This is a genomic window from Desulfosporosinus sp. FKA (assembly GCF_002196785.1).
GTDB classification, from domain to species: Bacteria; Bacillota; Desulfitobacteriia; order Desulfitobacteriales; family Desulfitobacteriaceae; genus Desulfosporosinus; species Desulfosporosinus acididurans.
The window spans coordinates 62,958-86,284 of the sequence record NZ_NAHZ01000028.1; the positions used below are offsets into that span (position 1 = coordinate 62,958).

Here is a 23,327-nt window from a genome sequence, read left to right on the forward strand (position 1 = left end):
AACATTATCTTAAGAAAATGTGAACTGTCACTTGCCTTGAAGGATTCTATAAATTTGCAGAGAATACTACCAACAGATTCTTAACCATGTATTTATGGGGGTGACCTAACGACTCTATTCAAGGATTCATAAAACAGGCAACATTGAAGCTTCTTTAAGTCAAACTAGAGAGGAGGAGATACCATTTGAAAATTAAGTCGATTAAAATTAAAAGTCAAATTCTTGCTCTAGCTGTCTTGGTTGGATTGGGGGCCTGCTCACTTACTAATGGCGTTCCAATTCCCACTGCAACAAATCAGAAGCTGGCGTCTGCTTTCGAGATGTCTAGAAATTTCCAACACAAACGTATGCCAATGCCTCACCTTCAAGAACCACAAAGCTCCAATATCGCGACTACCCTTCCAGAAAATACCCAAGGATCTGAAAATTGGGCAGGATATATTAATACTCCCAATACCGGAGAGAGTTATAAAAGTGTTTCCGGAAGCTGGACGGTTCCTAGTATCAGTGCAAATCAACCTGATGCAGTAGCAGCTCAGTGGATTGGTTTAGGAGGTGTATCCTCTTCAGATCTCTTGCAAATGGGGACGATTGAAGAAATTGAGAACGGTCAGCCCGTTGCTAAGGTGTTTTGGGAGGAACTGCCCTCGACCGCCCAAAATGTCATGACTGTCCCAATTGGCGCCACCATTAGTGCAAGCATAGCCCCCTCCACAGACTCGAGCTCAACCTGGACGCTAACTTTCACCATTAACGGTAATACACCGAGCCAAACAATTCCTCCAGTAACATTAAGCTCAGATTACGCACAGGAAATTGGAACTTCGGCTGAGTGGATTAGTGAAGATCCTTCCAATCAGAATGGACAATTATATCCTTTAGCCAATATGGGATCGATCACCTACCATTCTGCAATGGTAAATGGACAGTCCTTAAAATCCATTGGCAATGTACAGCCTGTTGCCCTCGTTTCACAAAGCGGTAATGTGTTAATTGCTCCTTCAGAACTTGGATCTGATGGCGAATCTTTCTCGACCAATGTTGTAAACTCGGCTACAAATACTGGAACTGGCCAAGGATATCGTCGAAATCGAAGTCAGAGATTTCCTTCCAGTTGGATTCACATCTCAATCACCCAGGGATCACAAGATGACGGATTTGTCTGGACTTGGGAATTTTAGACCCTATTAATAACCTGTAACAGACGCACAATTATAACCAGGCATAAATTCATGCCTGGTTTTTACATGTGTTTTATCATAAAATTCTCTAAGGACTTTGCCAACTAATGGTTTAATGATTCATACGTCCTTAACGGATTCGCTGGCAAGAAGTCTTAGTTTATATATACTGCTATTTGTATAAATTTCCAAGTGATCCGAAGTTCTTTTAATACTTTTTATTCGGCTGAGACTAGTAACATTACATTCACCATCTTCAAAAAATATGAGTTTGCCTTTCGCCCCGACTTCAATATCCCGAAGCCAAACCTTTCTGCCCCATCTATATCGAGACGATGGCACTTCAGGTAAGAGAAGATCAAAAACACCTTCAATTATTGCAACATCTTCGTTCATTCGCCTACCTCCTACTAGTCAGGATATGCCAAGGCAAACTAACTTTTTATAGTTTAGATAATATGTTAATACTATGTCCATTCTTAACCATCTTTGCTATAATCATTCTACGCTTTTCCTTTATATTCCTTCTAACAGTCAAAGAATATTTGCCTCTTTCATTAAGGCTGCAATATCTCCCTAAGAAGATCACAAACTAAAGGAAACTCTGACTGTCGTTCCCAGGTTTCCTGTCTGAAAATTAATAGTACCCTTATGCCGAGATACGATGTTTTTACAAATAACTAATCCTAAACCGATTCCCCTTTCCTTCGTGGTCAAGAACGGAGTCCCTAGCTGATTTAAAATTTCCGGAATTATGCCGGAACCGTTATCCTGAATTTGCAAAACTAATGATTTATTTAAAGATGTTGTAGTTATTGTAACCATCCCCCCTTTTGTTATCGAGTCTAAGGCGTTATCAACTAGATTCCTAATCAATTCTTTAATTTCATGTTCATCTAAAAAAATATCCGGAATTTCTTCTAGATAACATATAATTGTTTTATGTTGCTCCTTAACCGTGGCTTGAATTGACGGTATCATCGTTCTTAATAGTTGATTAAGGTTTTTAAGTTCTAAATTTAGAACCTTTTCATTTGAGGCGAGAATTAGTTGGCTCAGAATGTAGTCAGCGCGGTTAAGTTCCTGAAGCATTAGAGCACAATGTTCGGCGAACTTATCTTGAGTTAGCTTTTGACGAATTGCTAGTTGGAGAAATCCATGAACGCCCGTGATTGAATTTCTAATTTCATGGGCTAAACCTGATGCAATCTTGCCAAGTATTGTTAAGTCTTCTCTGTTAAGAGAATTCATCTCTAAACACATATGTTCTGAAATATGTCGAATAATACTGACCAAAAGTTTTTCAAATTTGATCATAATTTGATGAGAGTTTACTTCAACCGAAAAGCATTCTCCATTTCTTCTGACATGATAGGTTTGAAAAGTTATCCCTTTTTCAATTGCTTCTTGCAGCTGAACATTAACAAACCCCTTTGTCTCCTCTGCTCTGAGGTCGTGAACTCTCATGGAGCATAACTCTTTGTGAGTATAGCCATATGCTTCTAAGGCAGCCTTATTAGCTTCAAGAATTTGTCCTTCTAAATTAATGATTAATAAGCTGTCATGAAAATGGTCAAAAAGCTTGCGGTAGTTTTTAAGCGAATGATTATATTGTTCACTATCATTTTTATCGATAAAACCATGGGATTTAGAAAGGAACTTTGATTTAATCATATTGTTTTCTGGATAAATATACGATGAGCAATCGACAAGTTTATTTTGATTTTCCATCATTAAAATCATTCCTTTCTAAACTATAAACTTATCGAAATTTTTTCTAATCTAAGCTAAGGAACTCAGCGCACCCCCCTTTTAGGCAGAAATTTGTCGAGGTTATGAAATAACTCTTAATTACAATTAATAACTATAAAAAGGTACTTCTTCAAGACTACCCTATTTTCCTCTTCCAGGCGGGAAATTTTTATAATTCTTACTCTTTTGAGTTAGTCTTTCCTTTTTAAACTTAGCAACAACCGCTTGTATTCTGCATAAAACTTTTCCTATCTTTAAATAAAAGGAAATTGTTTTTATGTGTCGAATTCAGAATTATGTTAATTTTGGGTTTCTTATATTAATAAAGAGAAATAGAGGAGGACTATATTATGCCTGATTTTGGAAATCCGTTTTCCGGCCTTGCAAAAAAAAGCAAACTATCTGAACAAGAATTAATTAGAGCCATTCGCTTCATGATTTCTGCAGAATATGAAGCTATCCAGCTATACATGCAGCTGGCTGAATCCATAGATAATCAATTAGCCATCGACGTCTTAACCGATATCGCTGATGAGGAAAGAGTCCATGCCGGTGAATTTATAAGACTTCTAAAAGAATTGGCTCCAGATGAAGAAAAATTTTATGCACAAGGAGCTCAAGAAGTTGAGGAAGAGATAAAAAAACTCACCAAAAAATAACTCCTCCTGACAACAACAAATAGCAGTGAGCACACGTCTCACTGCTATTTAAATTTTGTGGTAATTACCCGTACATATGAGTAAATTTGTCCTTTGAGAAACGCGGTAAGGCTCACAAAGATTAATTCTTGAACAAACTCTCTATCGCGAGAGCCAGTTGATAATAGCTTATAAGCCGAATAACTTTTTAAGGATCTTTAGTTTATTGCCATAAGGTGGATATCTAAGTTTTATATCGATCATATTAGACTTTTTAAGAATGCTTTTAGTATGTGTAAAGGTATCAAAACTCCATTTTCCGTGATAACTGCCCATTCCGCTTTCTCCTACACCACCAAAGGGCATTTTCGAGGTCGCCAAATGAACTATCGTATCGTTAATACATCCTCCTCCAAAAGATATGCTTTGAGTAATCCGCGACTCTACCTCTTTACTTGTTGTAAAGAGATATAAGGCAAGTGGTTTAGAGCGGCTATTGACGGCCTGAATTACCTCCGAAATATCGCTGAACTCCAATAACGGTAATATTGGTCCAAAAATTTCTTCTTGCATAATCGGGTTTTCCCAATCTATGTTGTCCACAATTGTTGGAGCAATGCGAAGGCGATTTTCATTACAATCCCCGCCGATGAGGACCACTCCATGATTTAAATAACCTCTGAGACGGTTGAAGTGTTTAAGATTGATAATCCTCGGAAACTCTTCATTTTCGCAGGGATTTCTCCCGTAAAATTTCAATATATACTTCTGCATGCCATTAATTAATTCCCTTTTAACGTCCCTGTGAACCAAAAGGTAATCTGGTGCAACGCAAGTCTGTCCCGCATTTAAAAATTTCCCCCACACAATTCTCCTGGCGGCGAGATCAAGGTTCACATTCTTATCTACAATGCACGGACTTTTTCCCCCCAATTCCAATGTCACGGGTGTAAGATTTTTGGAAGCGGCAGCCATCACAGTTTTTCCTACTGAAACACTTCCTGTGAAAAAAATATAATCAAATCTTTCATCAAATAAGGCTTGGTTTGCTTCTCTTCCCCCTTCAATTACTGCACTAAAATGTTGTTCAAAACATTCACCCAAAATTTGCGCAATGATAGCCGACGTCGCAGGGGAATAGGCCGAAGGCTTAACAACCGAACAATTTCCTCCTGCAATGGAACCGATTAAAGGGGCAATGGTAAGTTGGAAAGGATAGTTCCAGGGCGACATGATGAGCGAAATACCGTATGGTTCAGAGACTCTATAAGAAGTTGATTTAAAATGCAGTACTGGCGTACCAACCCTTTTAATTCTCATCCAGCGGGGAAGATTTTTCAGGGCATAATTAAGTTCCTCTAGAACTGTTCCTATTTCGGTCGCATAAGCCTCGAAAGCAGACTTATTCAAATCGCTTTTTAGGGCAGCTAGAATCTCCTTTTCGTATTTGACAATCGCTGCCTTCAAAATCTTCAAGGCATCTAGACGAAAGTCCAAACCCAGGGTTTGACCGCTATTAAAATAATTCCTTTGCTTGCAAAGGATCTCTTTTATATTCATTAAAATCAACCCCCATTATCAATTTGTTCTACTTCATAATTGAGTAATAGATTTTCGTCATGTCCTTATTTGACATAATTTTAGGCACAGGATAAAGAGGATTACCTTCTGCCAAAGCACGTTTAACCATCAAGGGGATATCACTCTCCACGATAAAGTCCACTTTATCAGGTATCCCCATTCCTTTATTAAGATTTTTAATTGCTGCAATAAATCGTTCCACTTTTTGTTCAAGGGTTTCGCTCGAAACACTTAACTTAGCCAAATCGGCCAGCTCAGCTAAAGGTTTGTGTGCGGACTCACCATAGAATTCCAAAACATATGGCAAGACTATTGCATTTACTAAACCATGAGGAGCTGCATAAAACCCGCCAAGTGTATGCGCAATTGCATGAGCATAACCAACATAAGCGCGCGTAAAAGCTAATCCGGCTAAAAAAGAAGCCTTTTGCATTTTTTCCCTGGCAAGAAGGTTTTTCCCGTTTGCGTATACTTCGTAAAGGTTTTCAAATATTAATCGTACCGCTTCTCTGCTATACTGTTTTGTCTTTTGGGTATTGCTTCTGCCAATAAAAGCCTCCACAGCATGAGTTAAAGCATCCATCCCCGTCGTTGAAGTAATATGCTGCGGCATATTAACCGTAAGCATTGGATCAAGTACGGCAACTTGAGGGATCAGACTAAGGTCGTTGATAGCATACTTATCATAGGTTTTGCTGTCAGTTATAACTGCAGCAATTGTTGCTTCGCTCCCCGTACCCGATGTTGTCGGGACAGCAAAAAGAGGAGGTATTTTCTTCAGCACTTTGAAAATACCCTTCATCTGCGGAATGCTCTTTTGAGGCCTTGCAACACGTGCACCTACCCCCTTGGCACAATCCATGGGAGACCCTCCGCCAAAGGCAATAATACCCTTGCATTGATTTACATTATACAACTGCACCGCTTCCTCAATGTTGTTAATAGTTGGATTTGGAACGGTTTCATCATATATAATGTAATCTATCCCCTCCTCACTTAAACCGTTAAGTAATCCATCCATAAGTCCAATGGAAACAATCACTTTATCGGTAACTATTAAGAGACGATTGATTCCATTGCTTTTGATTAATCTAGGCAGCTCATTTAAACTGTTTTTCCCTTGCAGCAGCTCCGGCTCACGCCAAGGCAGAAAATGTGCAAAGACATAAAATACATTTTGGTAAATTCTGCAATATGATTTATACATTCCCTTACCCCCTTTTCATTGCAGTATGAAAGTATTCATGAATATCAAAGATATTCATGTCAGAGGAATTTGATGATGGCTTGTGTTGTTTCAGGAAAAGAAGCAAAGCCGATAGAAAAGGATAAGCAAATGTAAGATATAAGCCTGAAGTTAGGGCTCCTTTTCGAGAGACCTAGCTTCAGGCTTGGGTTAAGTTCACTCTGCAACTATTATTTTAGCAACCGCCTTTAATTCGCTATGCGCATCCTTTGGCTTAACAGGCAGCACACTCAGAACAAGTTTCCTCTATTTTTCCTCCAAACAACTTTACACCTTGTTTAGTTAGTTCTTCAACTTTCTCTATAATTGTATCCAGATGTCTAAAAATCTCGTCCGAAAGAACTTCAGCCTGTCGATACAATTCCTGAGCCGAAGACTGCTGTTCTTTATTAACAACGTCAATCACACGTTCACCAAGTTTATGAAATTCATCATGAACAGCATCAATCGCTTCCCACTCATCTTTAATAGCGGGATGGGTTACATTCATTGATCGATAGAAATGACCAAAAGCACACTTAGCCGAATTCGTTTGCAAAGGGTAAACGACCATTTCCTCAACAATACGCTTCAAATTTTTCAGCCATGCATCGTGAGCAATTTTCGCTTTTTGCAGGTTGTCCAAAAACTCATCATTCGTTATAGCATTTACTGTTCCATGCAAAGAACTCATCTGCTTTTTCACAATTTGTGAAAGCTGCTCGTCAATATGAGCAATTTTCTTTGCATAATCTGCGCTTATCATTGCATCTTGGTGAATTACTTGGGTCATTTGGGTAAGCTTTTCTGCTTCTCTACTCGAAACATCCATAGCCTGATTAATTTCCTGCGTTGAAGTTCGAATTCCATCCATGGCCTGAGTTATTAGCTGAACATCTGTGATCGTTGTTTGCAGCATACTAACATCTTGTTCCATAGTACTGGTGATCACTTCAATTTTATGACTCATCTTTTCTGTTAAAGAAATTGTATTATCCATACTTTGTTTGCCCTCTTGAGCTGCTTTCTGGATGCTTTGCATAAAATTCTTCATGCCTTCCAGACTCTTCTTGGTATTGTCGGCAAGTTTTCGTATTTCTTCCGCAACGACTGCAAATCCTCTTCCGTTTTCGCCTGCCCTAGCCGCTTCTATCGAAGCATTTAAAGCCAGTAAATTAGTCTGTTCTGCAATCTCTCCTACTCCATACACAATTTCGTTTACCTTATTGGCCATATCAACTAATTGATCAACCTTTTCGCTCATAATACCAGCATCAACCATAACCTCTTCTTTTAACTGGTTAACCTCTTTTAATTCCTGAAGACTGTTTTGATTACCATTTACTAACTGTACCGATGCTTCAGATAGTTGAGAAAGAGTTTCGGAAGTGTTTTGCACTGTATTATTAACTTCCGACATTCCGGCATTAGTTTCCTCAACAACCGCTAGATTCGATTCACTGAGGACAGACATTTCCTTAGCAAAATCAATCAATTTACTTGAAATATGCGTCATATCAACATCAAAGCTGCTTAAAGATGCGGTAATTGATAAAAGCTCTTTTGTTGAAGCCCCCATTTGTTTTTCATTATCAAAAAGGCGCCGAAAATAGTTTAAAAATGATATATGAATTGGATATTCAACCTTTGGTTCCTCCACTTTCAAGCCATTTAATGTTTTTCCCACGTATTTAAGGATATAGTCTGCTTCATAACAAGGTTTTTTGGAGAAAATAGGCAAATAAAACATCTCCCTTTCAATAATTTACTAAATCTGATTAATTCTTTATTTGCATTAATTTTTTAGAATACTCCTTTTCGATTCTACGTAATTCCATGGATTTCCTCTAACATCTGAAAATTTTTTACATAAAAATAACATAGCCGGAACGTTTGTACACGTTCCGGCATTTTCAAATCATTGATTTCTCGGAAAATTTTGTAACTTATGGGAATAATACCAAGAAAAAAATCTAAGACAGTTAGTATTAAGAACGTTGAACTTTATGAAGATCACCTGATACATAACCCTTACGACTCATCGAAAGAAACGCTGCAAGGAGTGCAACAACGCCTCCAATAATCATTACCGTATGATAAGCTGAGAGGGACGCGCTTACTTGTTGGGCAAGCGTTGGTTTTGTTAACCCAGTCAATATTCTATTTTGGCGTGCGTCATAGACTGAAACGGCCAGTGTTGTGCCTACTACCATGCCAACATTACGTACTAGGGCATTTAACCCTCCGGCTGTACCAAGCATATGCCTGGGAACAGCACCCATTACACTACTGTTATTGGGCGATTGAAACATTCCCGAACCAAGACCCATGAGAATTGTCCCGATCATAATGTACCAAATAGGAGACTGGATATTTAATGTCGCCAGAAAAAACAGGCCCATAGCAATAATTACAAGACCACCGGTTGTTAAAAAAACCGGTCCGATTTTATCCGATAGATATCCGCTTGTTGGAGCAATGATTGCCATTACGACTGGAAAAGTTGCCATCAAAAGTCCAATTTTTTCCGGAGACCAATTGAAAGAGTGCTGGAGAACAAAAGGCATTAACATAGTATTGCAAAACGAAGCCACAAACGACAAGAAACCCGAGATATTGCCAATGGCAAATGGCTTTATTTTATATAGTGATAGATTTATCATTGGCGCTTTAACTTTTTGTTCGATAATAAAAAATGAGATTAGAAGAATGAGGCCGGCTGCAATTCCCAAAAGGATGGGAGCTGAAGACCAACCATAGTCTTCACCATTATTGATTGCAAAAAGGAGAGCAACCATCCCAATCGAAAAGAGGAAAGCGCCATAAAAATCGAAAGGCTCACGCTCTTCAGTTGGTTTATCATCTGGCAGAATGATCTGGGAAGCAATAAAACCAATAATGCCGATAGGAACATTAATGTAGAAAATATATTCCCATCCCACTAAACCTACTATTAATCCCCCCAAGGCCGGACCGGTTAAAGAGCCGAGAGCAACAGTAGTTCCCGTTAATCCGAGTGCTCGTCCACGTTCATGAGGTGAAAATGCGGCGACAGTAATGGCTTGGGAGTTTGCCATCAGCATTGATGCGCCAAGGGCTTGAAAGACGCGAAAACCGATTAACATAAAAACGTTGGTTGATAGGCCACAAAGTGCTGAACCTACAGTAAAGAGAATAAAACCAATTGAAAAAATGCGTTTTCGGCCTAATATGTCTGCTAATCTTCCAAATATTGGCAAGAGGCTTGATATGGTTAATAAATACCCTGTAACAACCCATTGCAATGTTTCAAGATCTGTTTTAAAGGCAGTTGAAATTGTAGGTAAAGCAACATTTACGATACTTGAATCAAGGGTAGACATAAATGTACCAACTGACACTGTCAGAAGGATAAACCAGCGAATATTCGGATGTTCTCTTATACTTGCTGCCGCCATGCTAAAACCTCTTTCTTACTTCATTTAAAATTAGATTACCCCAATTACTTTGGTTCTATTTTTTTGTTCCATTTCAGATGGTTAAAGGATTCCATCCCTACCGAATCTATTGAAAGCAATACCTCCATTTCGGAAAATTATTTATTCTTTATGTATTTACTATAGTTATAATACACTAAAAAGGTATGTTTACAAACTCATACCTTTTTAGTGCGAATAAAATCTCCTCATGTGAATTGTATAAAATATTTTTCACCTCCCGCAAAAATCAGAAAGAGAAGTACCTCTCCTCCTTATACTAAAGAGTTAAAGTACTTCCGAGTCATTAAAGGATAAGCACCTTCATTTCAATAACCGGCCTATAAACGCAAGCAAGACTTATCAGGATAACTAATCGAACCATTTACAGCCAAACCGGTCTGAGCTGGAGGTTTTCTTCGCTTTGAGAAGGTTAAAGCGAAAAATAAGCTGATTGCAGCCATAACAATAAGTACTATAATCTTATCCACCAAATAGGAAAAACCTAAGTTTTTTACGGTAAGCAAACGAAACCCTTCGGCCATCCAAGTGTAAGGCATAAGCCGAACTAATTCATTGATGATCTTCGGTATATGAGTACTGGGCCAAGAATATCCCGAACTTACAAAAATGGGGACTGAAATTAGCATCAGATATCTCGTAACTAATAAAGAGTTGGGAACGTAAACGGAAACAATAAAGCCTGCCGAGACGACAATAATGTCAAAAAGCAAGCCCAAGAGAACAATGAGGGCCACCGAACCTTCGATTTTAACATTAACAAAACGCACTGCAACCCACATGACTAAACCATAGTTAAAAAAGTTAGCAATATAATAAGGCAGTGCTTTGCCCAAAAAGATCTTCCATGGCGAAACGGCGGCACTAAGAAATTGAATCCAAGTATTCCGCTCTTTCTCCCGAGTCACCGTCAAACCAATGCCAAGCAAACCGATCTGCTGAAAAATCATAAGAGCCAAGCCCATATAGATGAAAGTGGCATAACTTAAGGTCGGATTATACCAAATTTCCATGCTGTAGGATACCGTATCCATGACATTCGTGATCTCATGTTTCGTCATACCTAAACCACTAAGGTAAGCAGCAGTATGATCAGCACTGAAGGTATTGAGCACTTGTTGAAAATACTTGCGAGTATTGAACCCATAGATGAGATTAGACCCATCATAAATAGTCAAAATCTGGGTGAGTTGATGCTGGGATAATTTCTGAGAATAATCTTCAGGAATCACAACACCCGCTCGAATCAAACCGGTTTTCATTCCCTTTTCTAAAGCCGCATAAGTAGTCACTTCCGGAATCACTTTAAAATCCGGGGTGTTTTCGAAGGCAGAAACAACATCTCGGCTTTCCTTAGAATGATCAAGATCAACAATCCCAAGAGGGACATGCTGCAGAATACCTGAAACGTAAACGAGACCAAATAACGAGGCGTAGAGGAGCGGTACAAAAAAGATCATCAAGAAAAGAACTCGCTCCTTTAAAATATGCATCATTTCATAATAAGCAATGTTTAAAATCTGCTTCACATCAACCCCCCCTTAGGTAAGAAATTCTCAACCATAAGGCGTAAAGCCGCTACGCTATAGAAAAGAACAGCCATCAATCCTAAAGCCAAATAGTAGTGGCTCATAAATCCCCAGCCCGGATTCTTAAAGGTCAAATAATTCAATCCCTGAAAAAACCAAGTTTGAGGAAGGAACCAAGCCGCATGCTGCACCCACTGCGGCATTGCTTCAAGCGGCCAGGTATAACCAGAAATCACAAAAGCTGGTAAAGCAATAATCATCCCATAACGTGAAGCATCCACAGCGTTTCGGGAAATACTCGACATCATCGTGCCCAGACTATGCAGAGCAATAATAAAAATCAAGGTGAATGACAATAAATTTAGCCATCCGCAGGCCAGTGGAAGCTTAAAAACGACAAAGGCCAAATAATAAAGCGGGAAAACGATCAGCATAAAAACAGCAATGTGAACCAGAGATTTACAGAAGAAAAGCACTGCTGAGGATATTCCGGAAGTTTTAATTTGAAGCCAGCTGCGCAAACCATTCTCGCCGATAATAGTCATACAGGCGGCGAGAGTCAAACATTGCTGCCAAACATTTAAGGCAAAACCTAAAACTGTAAAATAAGCGTAATTCAACGTTGGGTTAAACCATGCTTCTTCCGGGAAAGCGATGGACTGATAGGCCTCTTTGGCTTGGTTGGCTTGAATTCCCTGGGCAATTAGAGTTTGAATCCCTACTTGGGCCCCAAACGTTCTTGTCACAGTCAAAATAGCACTTGAGGCATTGGTAGCATAGGCCATATTCATACCGTCAATAACTACTGCTACTCTAGTTTGGCGATGTAAGGCAACGTTTTTGCCAAAGTTATCGGGAATGACAACCCCAACAATAACCCCTCCCCTTTTAATGGACTCCTTCAGTTGCGCAAAGCTGTCAAAATAGGCTGCTACCTGTAAATTTTGACTATTTTTCAGTTCCTCAACAACTTGCCGACTGGCGCTGCTGTTATCCAGATCTACGATCCCTGTTGGTATATTACCAATCCGTTGATAACTATAGACACCAGCAAACAGCAGCAAACCGAGCAAAGGACCAATGAGCAAAATATGACGCAAGCTCTTGTCCCGCCACATATAGAATAGTTCACGCTCTAAAACTGCACGACACTGTTTAAGCATGACAACGACCACTCTGTTCTGCGTAATATTTCTCCTGCCTGTCCCATTCCGCTTGGGCTTCTTGCAAATCATAGAGGGTTATAGTCCCGCCCTCTAACCAGGCGACTTTGTCTATATAATCACAAATTGTCAACGTACTAATTGCACTAACACAAGTGCCGCCTCCTGCTAAAAATTGTTCCAACTCACTTAAAATAAGATTGCGGGAAGGCAAATCAATATCTTTCATAATTTCATCAACTAACAGCAACTTCGGCCGATTAAGCATTGCGCAAGCCAAGGAAAGCCTTTGCAGAGCACCAATGTCTAAAGCTGCTGCCGGTTTAGAGAGAAATTCCTTAAGATTAAATCGTTCAATCATTTCAAGAACATTAGCCTTTGGTGCCTTCTTTAGAGCTGCAATAAAATCAAGATTTTCCACGACTGTCATATCGCGAAATAAACTGTTTGCTTGAGTCACAAGTCCAATATCGCGTTTAAATTTCTCGGTTTTTCTTATATTATGCCCATATATAGTTATCTGACCGGAGGAAAAACGATCAACCCCTGCCAAAATGTGGATTAAGGACGTCTTCCCTGCTCCTCGAGTGCCAAAAATACCCAAACACTCACCGGCCATGACTTCAAACGTGATTCCTTGCAAAAGGGGTTTGCGACCATTTTTCTGTACCAGATTATTCACCTTAATTACTGGCTCCATGTCACTTAGCCCCCTCTATGATCTTAACTTGTGCCGTCATCCCTGTCTTTAACGCCAAATCCTGATTAGGCAATTCAATCTTAACTTCAAAGCTCTGAATGTCATGTTCGTACTGGTCATTAATCGCTTTTTTTACTGCGAATTCTCCAGCCCCATTGATTAAAACAACCTTTCCTTTAAAGACTCGGTTCGGATAAGCATCCACAGTTACGTCTGCCTCCTGATTTAAATGAACACGCCCGATTTTAGTTTCGCTAATGTAAACATTTACATAGGGATTTGCTAAATCAGTTATTTCATAAACAGGAGTACCGGCATTTAACATTTCACCGGCCTGAAGGTACTTTTTAGTAATGTAGCCAGTCAGCGGAGAAAGCAAATTAGTATCGTTAAGATAGGCTGTTGCTTTATCTACTGCTCCACTGGCTTGTGTAACCGCACCCTGAGCTGCATCAGATTGCGCCTGAGCGATTGTTACATTGCTCTGAGCTGACAAAGCTTGTTGAAGAGCGGCTTGAGCTTCCTGAAGCTTGCTTTTTGCCAAATCATAGGCATTTGTCGCATCATCCAATGTCTTCTGCGGAACAGCACCTCCTTTAAACAGCGCTGTAACCCGGTCATAGGACAGTTTAGCATCTTTAACACCTATTTCTGCTTGGGCTACTTTAGCTTGAGTCTGGGCTATCGTGCTCTCAACCTGCTCCTTTGTTAAAGGAACCGCGTCGGCGGCTTTCTGAGAGTTCTCCAGAGCAGCGCTATAAGCACCTTGGGCGGCAACAACATCAGAACTGATTTCTTCACTTTCCAAGGACGCTATTTCTTGTCCTGCTTTTACTTGACTCCCCTCATCCACCAAGGTTTTGGCTAATTTTCCCGGAACCTTAAAAGAAGCCATAACATCCGTAGCTTCAATTGTGCCTGTCGCCGTCAAACTCTGTTGCTCATTAGTCAAAGCGACTTGACGTTTGTAAAAGTATTGATTAAAAATCACCAGACTTCCCCCGATAATTCCCATGAACAAAATAAAAACACCTATTTTTTTAAAATTAATTCTTGCTAAAGCATCCATCGATCTTTATTCCTCCTCATGACTAAAAATTCCATCAAAAATTAGAGCCAATATATGCTGCAGTCTTACCTCCAGCATTTCTTCAGACAGTAAATCTTCCTGCCAAAGAGGCTGAACAATCTCACGCCTGTTAAAATAAACAAGACACAAAGCCTGCACACTTACAATTACTTGACGAATATCCGTATCGGGGCGAATGAAATTTCGTTTGATACCATCCTTAATAATGTCTCCGAACTCTAATTCAACAAGATCAAAGAATTGGGGAATTACCTTTTTAGCAAACCGACCTCCATTAAGTGCTTCCCAACTGGTAAGCCGTACAAAGTCCTCATTCTTAGCCAGAAAGTAAAAGTAAGCCCGCACTGCTCGCGTAACATTTTCTTTTGAGTCATCAGCTAAGTTAAAAGCATTTTTGCTTAAGGTATAAATTTTTTCATAGTTAAAACGTAATACTTCTACATACAGGTCTTCCTTGCTGCCAAAATAATGATAAAGCATACGTTTGTTGATTCCTGCATCCTCGGCTATTTCATCAATTCGTGCACCATCAAGCCCTTTCTTTGCAAAGATTCTTGTAGCAGAGTTTAAAATCCGTCCTCGACTCTCTTCAGAACGCTGCCCCCGCCCATCGACCTTCTTCATAGTTTTTTCTTTAGCTCCATTATTCATTGTTTCCCCCATCAGAATCAAAAAGTATGTAACCAGTTAGTTACTTATGGTTTAAGGATTATTCTAATCGGTTTGTAATTATTCGTCAAGGAACTTTATGGTAATATATTTGTTTTTAGCCATTGTTCGGAAAAGGCCGCATAATGCAAGAAGCATCGCTTACTACACCAAAAAGTAGTTTTGCGGCGCTTCATTTTTTATGGATAATACTGTCAAAACCTAATAGTAGCAGTTTTGAATTTCTTACGTATTCTATTTTTAAACCAACAACTTCAAGTTAGCTAGAGCTAACCTAGTTAACCTGAAGAATAACATAAGGAGGTTACTTAAATGCTTATCCTATACTCCAGGTCTTTAACCTTTAAAACTATTTTGCGTCTTTAAGCTTGATAAAATCTTTAAACGCTTGTTGCCAGGACGGATTCGCTTTAATGAAGTCCACCAGAGTTTTAATGGCCTCAATCGTTGCTATTGAAAGGTAGTGCTCCATTGCTTCGGCCTCAGCAGCAAAATTGCATTGGCTACATATAAGGGCAAGAAACTCCTGCAATAATTGGTTTCTCGCCACTAAGTAGTCCCCAAACTCTTTTCCTTTATCGGTAAGCTTGATCTCTCCATATGGTTCGTATTTAATATAACCCTCATCTCTCAATTTATAGAGAGCTTTAGTAACTGATGGTAAAGCAACTTTAAGCCTTTTACTGATATTCGAAACCCGAACAGTGCTTTGGCTTAAAGAAAACCGATATATCTCCTCCAAATAATCTTCCAAGCTGGGTGTCAGCACTCATGACACTTCCTTTGATAGCCTAGTCCTCTATCTTTAAACTATAAGTCCTTGTCGGACTTCAGGGTTAAATATTCTCTCTATAATTATGCCGGTCAGGTATAGCAGTATGTTTTTTTGAATCAACAGATTCGATACAAATGTAACATTGGAGGTAAAAAAATGAGTGAAGGGTTCAATTTATCCAGGCCATCGCTTTCATTGCCATTATCGCTGCCAAAAGAAACCTTTGCAACAAAAGCAAAAAGTATGCTCAAATTTATTGGTCCGGCATTTATTGTAAGCGTTGCCTACATTGATCCTGGTAACTTTGCCACAAATATCAGCGGAGGTTCTACGTTTAATTACAGCCTTATCTGGGTCATTCTTTGGAGCAATTTAATGGCAATTTTCTTGCAAAGTCTTTCGGCGAAATTAGGCATTGCTTCCGGTCATAACCTGCCAGAGATGTGTGCAAAGATTTACTCCCGGAGAGTGAATTGGTTCTTTTGGCTCGAAGCGGAATTTGCTGCCATGGCAACAGATCTTGCAGAGTTCCTGGGCGGAACATTGGGATTGTATCTACTCTTTAAAATTCCCATGATTTATGCCGGTCTCCTCACAGGCGCTCTTACGTTCTTAATTGTCTATATGGAAAAATACGGACAAAGAGTTGTTGAGTGGATTATTGGCACATTAGTATCGGTTATTACCATCGCTTACACCGTCGAAGTTTTTTTGGCCAAACCGGACTGGTCTCAGGTCAGCATTCATACTCTTGTTCCATCGCTTCCCAACGGCAATGCTGTCTTAATTGCCGTCGGAATGCTTGGTGCAACAGTAATGCCGCATGTAATCTATCTTCACTCGCAGCTAGTGCAAGCCCGAAATATGGATACAACAGAGGAACAGAAGCGAAAACATTTGCGCATGGAGCGAATTGATATTGCCATCGCCATGAATATTGCCTTTCTTGTCAATGCTGCTATGGTTATTGTTGCTGCAGCAGTATTTTTCAAGAATGGCATGGCTGTGGATACTATTGAAGAAGCGCATAAATCACTAGAACCTCTTCTGGGAACTCTGTCCAGCGGCGCTTTTGGGATCGCCTTACTGGCATCTGGTTTATCATCGTCTGCAGTAGGAACAATGGCCGGACAAACTATTATGAAAGGTTTTGTTGGGCTAAGTATCCCCGTCAACATACGGAGGTTAATTACTATGACTCCGGCGCTACTCATCATTGCTTCAGGTATTAACCCCATGTATGCTCTAGTTATGAGCCAGGTTGTTTTGAGCTTTGCCTTGCCTTTCGCTATTGTACCTATGCTGAAAATTACCAGTCGTCAAGACATAATGGGGAGTTTCGTCAATAAACCGCTTACCAAAATAGTAGGCTGGATGATTACTAGTCTTATCATAGGACTAAATTTAGTTCTGCTTTACCTGACGTTCACTGGTAATGTATAGCGGTAAAAGGGCCGGAGAATCCACTCCGGCCCATCGTATGCGCTTGATTTTTTCATCTTCTTTAGAGGCAAAGTCCCCAAGAAGTCTCGAGGTTCGGCTTTGCAAACATATTACTTTAAAAAGTTGAAATATAACAATACGAGAATCCCCAAAACGATCCTGTAATAGCCAAATAGTTTGAAATCCCTCTTAGAAATGTAATTCATAAAACCAGAAATGACGAATAAGGCAACGATGAACGATACTACGAAGCCAATTGCCAGCAACAGCAACTGATATGCAGTCATACCCAAGCCTATTTTCAAGAGTGAATATCCTGATGCCGCAACCATTGTGGGAATAGCAAGGAAAAAGGAGAATTCTGCGGCTACCAGTCTTGAAGAACCCAAAAGCATCGCTCCGATAATCGTCGCTGCGGATCTTGAAGTCCCTGGTATCATAGCCAAGCATTGAATAAAGCCGATGCTCAAGGCTGTCTTATAGCTTAATTGTTTAATTGAGCTGATTTTTCCACCGACGTTTTTGTTTTCGATAATGATTAAAATAATACCGCCAATGAGTAAAGCTAAAGCGACGACCACCGGTGTAAATAATTTGTCTTCAATGCGTTTTCCTAAAAGTGCTCCGATAAACAAAGCAGGCAGTACTCCAATAATCGTCTTTTTCCATATGTCCCATATTTCGGCTTTTTCCAGTCTCGATTTATGCCTTCCAAAAGGGAAAAGCTTATGCCAAAAGTAGACGACCACAGAAAGAATAGCACCAAGCTGGATAATCACATCAAACATTTTAGCAAAACTACCTGTAAAATTAATAAATTCATTGACAATAATTAAATGTCCGGTCGAAGAAACCGGTAAAAATTCAGTAATCCCTTCCACAATACCTAAAATGATTGCTTTAATGATTAGACTCACCTTTTTGCACCCTCCTTTTTTATACACTCTCTAAACCATTTAACCGTAAGCTTATTATGACGTTACTTGCGCAAATTTAGTTGGCATCGCTTTAATTCATTATTTTACATATGTACATCTCTATTGTTAAATTGCCCAGCCTCTACTCCTTTCTAAATGTTACCTTTATGTAATACCTTTATCTTACCACTTTTCCTGCAGAAATTGCTTAATAATATTGGCGATTATTGTTCCTAAAACCATTCTATTAAAGCAAATCGACTGCTAATGTTGTAATGTTGATTAAAACGGATCAAGATTGCTATCAGGATAGACATAATAAAATCCGAAAGATAACGAGTAATAAATACCCTTGCTTTCGGATAGTCTTGCTGAAAGATCTACATCTTCTATTTTAAAATGCGAGGACTCTTAATCAAGGTATTTATCATTCGCTAAAATACTCTTAAACAACTCACATAAGGCTATTAATATTTTGCCAGCATATCCGCATCAGGTATTTCCACTTCTATTATAACCTAATAGTATTAAGCGACAATTAAATCCTTGTAAAAGTAATGTGAAAAACAGTTTTATAGATCAGTTATATTATTTCAAATCCGAAAACCGGAGCAACGTGTTTTTAGCTAAAATTATTTTCAAACTACATTTTATAAGTTTTTGTCACGAAGAAACATTTGAAGGAATATCAAGGTTTTACATAAACTTAAAAAAGAATAATTTGTTAAATTTTATATCAAATACATGGTTAAATTACTATATAACAGATAATAGTATTCCAATTAGGGCAGCTGCAATAATTAAATATACAGGATGCAGCTTTGTTCTTATTAAAATAACAAAAGCGACTATCATTAAAATGGCACTTTTAATGTCAAGAATATTTCTGCCTCCTATAATATGATTGCTGACAGCAAAATTAATGGCCGCAAAAATAATAACGCCAATGATAGCAGGTCTTAGGCCATAAAATGCAGCTTTAAAATTACGATGCTCCTGCAGTTTGCCAAGCACCTTTCCTACGAGAAGTATGACAAGCAGTGACGGCAAGGTAAGCGCAATCGAGGCGATTAAGGCGCCCCAGATGCCATCTATTTTAAAACCAACTATAGCCGCTGTATTTGTAGCAATGGGTCCCGGAGCCATTGCTGAAACAGCAATCGAATCTGTTAACTGACTCGTGCTCAGCCATCCATGGGTCTTCATTTCTGTTTGCAAAAGCGGCAGCATAGCATAACCACCGCCGAAAATCACTATCCACAACTTGGAAAAGGCTACAAACACACTTTCAAACATGCTCATTTTCTTTCACTTGCCTTCACTAGAGATACAGGACGGTTGAGCTTTATCCTTATGTTCACAAGCACAATTCCTAAGATAGCTCCAGAAACAATCACTACAAATATTAAACTTTTATGATATAAAAGGGTCACAATACTTAAGGCAGTAATGGCTAGGCAAGTTTTATCTATCAGAGACACTTTACTCATTTTAAAGGCAGCTGAGGCAATCATTGCAACGACTACTGGTCTTATACCCTGTAAGGCAGCTTGAACATAAAAGTTATGTTGGTATGTAATCAACATCGCTCCAAATATAACCATGATAGCGAATGTAGGCAAAATCACTCCTAAAAAGGCGGCAATAGCCCCCACAATTCCTGCTACTTGATATCCGACTAATGATGCAGCATTAACTGCTATAGCCCCTGGCAATGATTGAATAATAGCAAAAATATCAATGATTTGTTCTTTATTCACCCATTTCTTTTTATGCACCACTTCTTCTTCCATAATAGGAATCATTGCAAAACCTCCGCCGAATGAAAGCGGTGATATTTTAAAGAAGGAAAAAAAGATTTCCAATATAAATTTAAAGTTAATTCTTTTCTTTTCCATTGATAAACTCCCCTTTCCTGCAATCGAGGAAGCGATTGGACCTATTTCGTCTACATAGGAATCACGCAACAACTATGCAATAAGAGAATAGGAATTCTTTCACTAATAACGAAAAAAGATTATTGACAAGACAAATAGAGCACTCTTATTAGACCTTCTGAAATTCTCATAATATTTCCTACAGGGATTTTTATATTACGAGTCTGAAAGAAAACTACAAATAAATTCTGCTGAGAGTTTCTTAATTAAAAGGGCAGGTACCTTGGATTTTGCCAATATTTCTTGTGAAAAACTGCCAACTATGGTTCTTCTGAATTTTGAAAATCCTCGTGTACCAATAATTATTAATTGAAAGGCATTTTTTTCAGCATAATCGGCAAGGGCTTTCACAATTTCTGACCTGTTTGATTTCTCAGAAAAGCAAGTATTCAAATATAATATCTGATGCTGTACGTCTTGTTTTCGTTGCAAAAAAATATTGTTAGTTTGAGATAATAGTTTTTCATACTTTTTTGTGTTCTCATGATCCGCCCCATCAAGAATCTTTTTAAGCCACTTCGGGTCAGGACTAACGGGCCATCCGTCCAACCAATTGAATTCTGCACTCGAAGAGTTTGACCAATAATATTTGATACACTTTACCCTTAACTCTTTCCAACTATATTTTACGCCTAATGAACCTCCATCTTTTTCTTGAATTCGGAGAATCGTCAAATTCATTTGGGGAGAATTTTGCAAGAGATATGCAGCATAGACTGCTGCCGATAGGGCCTGATATGAGCCATCAGAATAGAGAAGAACTTTTAGTTTATTTTCCATTTTCTATGCCTCTTTATTATAGAACTCTTATAAAGTTTACTTTATGTCACAATCTTCTATATATATTTGTTATCATTTTGAGGTCACTAATTATTTATTGAATTTTAATAAATAGCCCCCCTCTCCTTACCCTCGTCCGTTTTTAATAGACAATTATAATTATTTAATTTAATAAAATTATACTGTGATAATCTTGTCAAAAGTAACTAGTAAAATTAATGGTTTTACTATTATATTTCCCTGAATTAACCTAGGAAAAATACTAGTTACAAAAACATTATATAAAAGCAAAAAGCAGACAAAGTCTGCTTAAGGGGTATATTGGTTTTAAATTTCAAGTGGGAGGGGTGTTCCTATACCTTGCAGTTCACTCAACCAACCCGTGCCGTAAGGCATATTGAGCTAGAGCGACCCTGCCTTTGATGCCTAATTTCTTCATGATCCGTGCACGATGAAAATCCACAGTTTTGGGACTGATTTTCAGGAGTTCTGCAATCTGGCGGTTGGTGTACCCACGAGCTACCATAACGAGAATCTCTCGCTCTCTCTCCGATAGTTGTCTATTATCCGTTACAGTACCATTTTTTACGTCCTGACAGTACTCTGCTAAAATTGTTGAAGTTACATTTGAATCAAGAAATGACTTCCCTTGATGAACAGCACGAATAGCCATAACAAGTTCATCGGCAGCAGCCCGTTTTAATACATAACCCTCTGCCCCTATCTTTAGAGCCGGCTGAAGATACTCTTTATTTTCATGCTGAGTAAGCAGAATAATTTTCGTCATCGGTGCAGTCTCTTTTATCCGTCTTGCCGCACTTAGCCCATCAACGCCTGGCATTGCAATATCCATAAGAACAACCTCAGGCTGCAGCTCACGAACAAGTGATAAGGCCTTTTCACCTTCTTCTGCTTCTCCAATGACTTTAAAATCCGGCTGCATCTCCAAAAGGACACGGATACCTGCTCGAAAAATTGTATGATCATCTACCAAGAGGAGTCGAATTGTTTCCAAACGAGGCACCCTCCTTTCTGAATTCCCTCTGTGACAATTCAAGATCAACAATTATTTCAGTTCCTTCGCCTATCTTGGAGGTTATTGTAATCGTTCCACCTAATAAACCAACTCTTTCGCGCATTCCTAAAAGCCCGAGATGCCCTTCGTTGTCAGTCTTGTTCCACATTTCTCGACTTGAGAAACCCTGTCCATCGTCGTTGATCGTCATCCTTAACCTCTTGCTCTTTTGAGTTAGAATAAGCATAACCTTATGTGCTTGAGCATGCTTAAAAACATTACTGATAGCTTCTTGAGCAATACGGAATAGTGTTGTCTCCGTTTCAGTTGGAAAGCGGCTGTCGATACCCTCCGTATGTAACTCGAACTCCACTCCTCTGGGGCTCAGACGACTTTCACCATACCAACGCAAGGCAGGTACTAAGCCAAGATCATCTAATATGGTCGGTCTCAAATCATAAACGATATTATGCAGCTCTTTAACAACCTGTCCAGCAATATTACGAACTTGCTCTAAATAATATATACCTTTTTGGTGATCATTAGGGAGAATTTCTTCTGCTGTTTTCAAACCAATCGTGATCGCTGCTATCGACTGAGTTGTTTCGTCATGGAGCTCCCGGGCAATCCGTTTTCTTTCCTCTTCTTGAGCAGAAATAACTTGATGCCATAGCTTTTCTAAAAGATCTTCACGCTCTCCAAGTTTTTGCGATAATTGGGACAGTTCTTGATTGCGCTTTTGCAGTGCCTGAATAGTCTCTTTTAGCTGAGATGTCATTAGATTAAAACACTGGGCTAAGTGTCCCACCTCATCTTTGCTGTTGAGACAAATTTCATCGTCTAGATTCCCTTCTCCAATTCGAACTGCCTGCCTGCTTAAAGTTTCCAAAGGACCTGTAATGAAGCGACTCAAGACTAGAGCCGCCAGATTCCCTATTATTATACCGATCAGCGTCAATAATGCTATCATCCAAGAAATATTTGATATAGGCTGTAGTAAAGCGCTCTCAGTCAGGCCGATATGTAATTCAATACTATTTAGTCCCCTCACTAAGGGCACGCCGGTATCTAATATCAGGTTACCATTAATATTTAACAGTTTAGTGACATATGTTTGGCCTTTCCCAAGCGGATCTGCCAGAACTAATCCCTCCGGAAACCCTTGCTGAAACGTATCGATCTCCGAACCGTTATCTCTATTTAAAATATAAGCATATGCAATATATTTATTGCTATCGATTTGGTTCTTCAAAACGCTTTTGACAGTTAACAGTTTTCCGTCCAAATACTGATCTGCAACATTGCTCGAGGTATTATCAGCTAATACAACGCCATTCTGTTCAATACTGCTGCGCACCGCGCTTTTTACAATACCATTAATTGCGATTATAGTCACCAGGCCCATAACAACCACAATTCCTGATGTCATATAGATAATTTTATGACTAAGCCGCAT

General features: G+C 39.1%; 21 protein-coding genes. 3 read left to right on the top strand and 18 right to left on the bottom strand.

Annotation, left to right across the window (positions count from 1 at the left end):
- Nucleotides 1-185 precede the first annotated feature (185 nt).
- Complete coding sequence (locus B5771_RS10695) at nucleotides 186-1,181, top strand: G1 family glutamic endopeptidase (protein WP_088187491.1); 996 nt, start codon at nucleotides 186-188, stop codon at nucleotides 1,179-1,181.
- A gap of 120 nt (nucleotides 1,182-1,301) precedes the next feature.
- Here B5771_RS10695 and B5771_RS10700 read toward each other — a convergent pair whose 3' ends face one another.
- Nucleotides 1,302-1,577 carry a hypothetical protein gene (locus B5771_RS10700; RefSeq protein ID WP_088187492.1) on the bottom strand — a complete coding sequence of 92 codons (276 nt, stop codon included), beginning with the start codon at nucleotides 1,575-1,577 and terminating at the stop codon, nucleotides 1,302-1,304.
- Nucleotides 1,578-1,766: 189 nt separating this feature from the next.
- Complete coding sequence (locus tag B5771_RS10705; RefSeq protein WP_172408238.1) at nucleotides 1,767-2,915, bottom strand: ATP-binding protein; 1,149 nt, start codon at nucleotides 2,913-2,915, stop codon at nucleotides 1,767-1,769.
- Between the two features lie 368 nt (nucleotides 2,916-3,283).
- Here B5771_RS10705 and B5771_RS10710 point away from each other — a divergent pair, with 368 nt between their 5' ends.
- The gene (locus B5771_RS10710; RefSeq protein WP_047811172.1) at nucleotides 3,284-3,592 is read left to right on the top strand and encodes a ferritin family protein; all 309 of its coding nucleotides are present in this window, start codon (nucleotides 3,284-3,286) and stop codon (nucleotides 3,590-3,592) included.
- Nucleotides 3,593-3,760: 168 nt separating this feature from the next.
- Here the strand turns inward: B5771_RS10710 and B5771_RS10715 are convergent, their stop codons facing one another.
- The 10 genes from B5771_RS10715 to B5771_RS10760 all read right to left on the bottom strand — a co-directional run bounded on the left by B5771_RS10715 (nucleotide 3,761) and on the right by B5771_RS10760 (nucleotide 15,773).
- Complete coding sequence (locus B5771_RS10715) at nucleotides 3,761-5,131, bottom strand: aldehyde dehydrogenase (RefSeq protein ID WP_088187494.1); 1,371 nt, start codon at nucleotides 5,129-5,131, stop codon at nucleotides 3,761-3,763.
- A gap of 28 nt (nucleotides 5,132-5,159) precedes the next feature.
- On the bottom strand, nucleotides 5,160-6,359 hold the full coding sequence (locus B5771_RS10720) for an iron-containing alcohol dehydrogenase (protein ID WP_088187495.1): 1,200 nt from the start codon (nucleotides 6,357-6,359) through the stop codon (nucleotides 5,160-5,162).
- Nucleotides 6,360-6,612: 253 nt separating this feature from the next.
- Nucleotides 6,613-8,118: a methyl-accepting chemotaxis protein gene (locus B5771_RS10725; protein ID WP_088187496.1), complete on the bottom strand. Its 1,506-nt coding sequence runs from the start codon at nucleotides 8,116-8,118 to the stop codon at nucleotides 6,613-6,615.
- Between the two features lie 247 nt (nucleotides 8,119-8,365).
- Nucleotides 8,366-9,814 carry an MFS transporter gene (locus B5771_RS10730; RefSeq protein WP_088187497.1) on the bottom strand — a complete coding sequence of 483 codons (1,449 nt, stop codon included), beginning with the start codon at nucleotides 9,812-9,814 and terminating at the stop codon, nucleotides 8,366-8,368.
- Between the two features lie 359 nt (nucleotides 9,815-10,173).
- Entirely contained in the window at nucleotides 10,174-11,382 is a 1,209-nt protein-coding gene (locus B5771_RS10735; protein ID WP_088187498.1) for an ABC transporter permease, read from the bottom strand.
- Nucleotides 11,379-12,545, bottom strand: a complete 1,167-nt coding sequence (locus B5771_RS10740) for an ABC transporter permease (protein ID WP_088187499.1) — start codon at nucleotides 12,543-12,545, stop codon at nucleotides 11,379-11,381. Before B5771_RS10740 ends, B5771_RS10735 begins: the two co-directional genes overlap by 4 nt.
- Entirely contained in the window at nucleotides 12,538-13,245 is a 708-nt protein-coding gene (locus B5771_RS10745; protein WP_088187500.1) for an ABC transporter ATP-binding protein, read from the bottom strand. Before B5771_RS10745 ends, B5771_RS10740 begins: the two co-directional genes overlap by 8 nt.
- A gap of 1 nt (nucleotide 13,246) precedes the next feature.
- Nucleotides 13,247-14,314: an efflux RND transporter periplasmic adaptor subunit gene (locus B5771_RS10750; RefSeq protein WP_088187501.1), complete on the bottom strand. Its 1,068-nt coding sequence runs from the start codon at nucleotides 14,312-14,314 to the stop codon at nucleotides 13,247-13,249.
- 6 nt (nucleotides 14,315-14,320) lie between these two features.
- Nucleotides 14,321-14,986, bottom strand: a complete 666-nt coding sequence (locus B5771_RS10755) for a TetR/AcrR family transcriptional regulator (protein WP_047811165.1) — start codon at nucleotides 14,984-14,986, stop codon at nucleotides 14,321-14,323.
- A 367-nt stretch (nucleotides 14,987-15,353) separates the two neighbouring features.
- Entirely contained in the window at nucleotides 15,354-15,773 is a 420-nt protein-coding gene (locus B5771_RS10760) for an iron dependent repressor, metal binding and dimerization domain protein (protein ID WP_047811164.1), read from the bottom strand.
- Between the two features lie 162 nt (nucleotides 15,774-15,935).
- Here B5771_RS10760 and B5771_RS10765 point away from each other — a divergent pair, with 162 nt between their 5' ends.
- A complete protein-coding gene (locus B5771_RS10765; RefSeq protein ID WP_088187502.1) occupies nucleotides 15,936-17,222 on the top strand; it encodes an Nramp family divalent metal transporter in 1,287 nt (428 codons plus the stop codon).
- A gap of 110 nt (nucleotides 17,223-17,332) precedes the next feature.
- On the opposite strand, the gene B5771_RS10770 is transcribed toward B5771_RS10765, so the two are convergent.
- The 6 genes from B5771_RS10770 to B5771_RS10795 all read right to left on the bottom strand — a co-directional run bounded on the left by B5771_RS10770 (nucleotide 17,333) and on the right by B5771_RS10795 (nucleotide 23,327).
- Nucleotides 17,333-18,139, bottom strand: a complete 807-nt coding sequence (locus tag B5771_RS10770; RefSeq protein WP_088187503.1) for an undecaprenyl-diphosphate phosphatase — start codon at nucleotides 18,137-18,139, stop codon at nucleotides 17,333-17,335.
- 756 nt (nucleotides 18,140-18,895) lie between these two features.
- A complete protein-coding gene (locus B5771_RS10775) occupies nucleotides 18,896-19,441 on the bottom strand; it encodes a chromate transporter (protein ID WP_047811162.1) in 546 nt (181 codons plus the stop codon).
- The gene (locus B5771_RS10780) at nucleotides 19,438-20,037 is read right to left on the bottom strand and encodes a chromate transporter (RefSeq protein ID WP_088187504.1); all 600 of its coding nucleotides are present in this window, start codon (nucleotides 20,035-20,037) and stop codon (nucleotides 19,438-19,440) included. The genes B5771_RS10775 and B5771_RS10780 overlap by 4 nt, the downstream gene beginning before the upstream one ends.
- 195 nt (nucleotides 20,038-20,232) lie before the next feature.
- On the bottom strand, nucleotides 20,233-20,856 hold the full coding sequence (locus tag B5771_RS10785) for a universal stress protein (RefSeq protein ID WP_088187505.1): 624 nt from the start codon (nucleotides 20,854-20,856) through the stop codon (nucleotides 20,233-20,235).
- Between the two features lie 367 nt (nucleotides 20,857-21,223).
- Entirely contained in the window at nucleotides 21,224-21,880 is a 657-nt protein-coding gene (locus B5771_RS10790; protein ID WP_242966815.1) for a response regulator transcription factor, read from the bottom strand.
- Entirely contained in the window at nucleotides 21,840-23,327 is a 1,488-nt protein-coding gene (locus tag B5771_RS10795) for a sensor histidine kinase (RefSeq protein WP_172408239.1), read from the bottom strand. The genes B5771_RS10790 and B5771_RS10795 overlap by 41 nt, the downstream gene beginning before the upstream one ends.

Coding starts and splice junctions, on each gene's coding strand:
- B5771_RS10755 (WP_047811165.1), bottom strand. CDS start 14,986: ATGAATAATGGAGCTAAAGAAAAAACTATGAAGAAGGTCGATGGGCGG.
- B5771_RS10700 (WP_088187492.1), bottom strand. CDS start 1,577: ATGAACGAAGATGTTGCAATAATTGAAGGTGTTTTTGATCTTCTCTTA.
- B5771_RS10750 (WP_088187501.1), bottom strand. CDS start 14,314: ATGGATGCTTTAGCAAGAATTAATTTTAAAAAAATAGGTGTTTTTATT.
- B5771_RS10730 (WP_088187497.1), bottom strand. CDS start 9,814: ATGGCGGCAGCAAGTATAAGAGAACATCCGAATATTCGCTGGTTTATC.
- B5771_RS10765 (WP_088187502.1), top strand. CDS start 15,936: ATGAGTGAAGGGTTCAATTTATCCAGGCCATCGCTTTCATTGCCATTA.
- B5771_RS10740 (WP_088187499.1), bottom strand. CDS start 12,545: ATGCTTAAACAGTGTCGTGCAGTTTTAGAGCGTGAACTATTCTATATG.
- B5771_RS10775 (WP_047811162.1), bottom strand. CDS start 19,441: ATGAGCATGTTTGAAAGTGTGTTTGTAGCCTTTTCCAAGTTGTGGATA.
- B5771_RS10720 (WP_088187495.1), bottom strand. CDS start 6,359: ATGTATAAATCATATTGCAGAATTTACCAAAATGTATTTTATGTCTTT.
- B5771_RS10745 (WP_088187500.1), bottom strand. CDS start 13,245: ATGGAGCCAGTAATTAAGGTGAATAATCTGGTACAGAAAAATGGTCGC.
- B5771_RS10785 (WP_088187505.1), bottom strand. CDS start 20,856: ATGGAAAATAAACTAAAAGTTCTTCTCTATTCTGATGGCTCATATCAG.
- B5771_RS10795 (WP_172408239.1), bottom strand. CDS start 23,327: ATGCGGCTTAGTCATAAAATTATCTATATGACATCAGGAATTGTGGTT.
- B5771_RS10715 (WP_088187494.1), bottom strand. CDS start 5,131: ATGAATATAAAAGAGATCCTTTGCAAGCAAAGGAATTATTTTAATAGC.
- B5771_RS10780 (WP_088187504.1), bottom strand. CDS start 20,037: ATGGAAAAGAAAAGAATTAACTTTAAATTTATATTGGAAATCTTTTTT.
- B5771_RS10710 (WP_047811172.1), top strand. CDS start 3,284: ATGCCTGATTTTGGAAATCCGTTTTCCGGCCTTGCAAAAAAAAGCAAA.
- B5771_RS10705 (WP_172408238.1), bottom strand. CDS start 2,915: ATGATGGAAAATCAAAATAAACTTGTCGATTGCTCATCGTATATTTAT.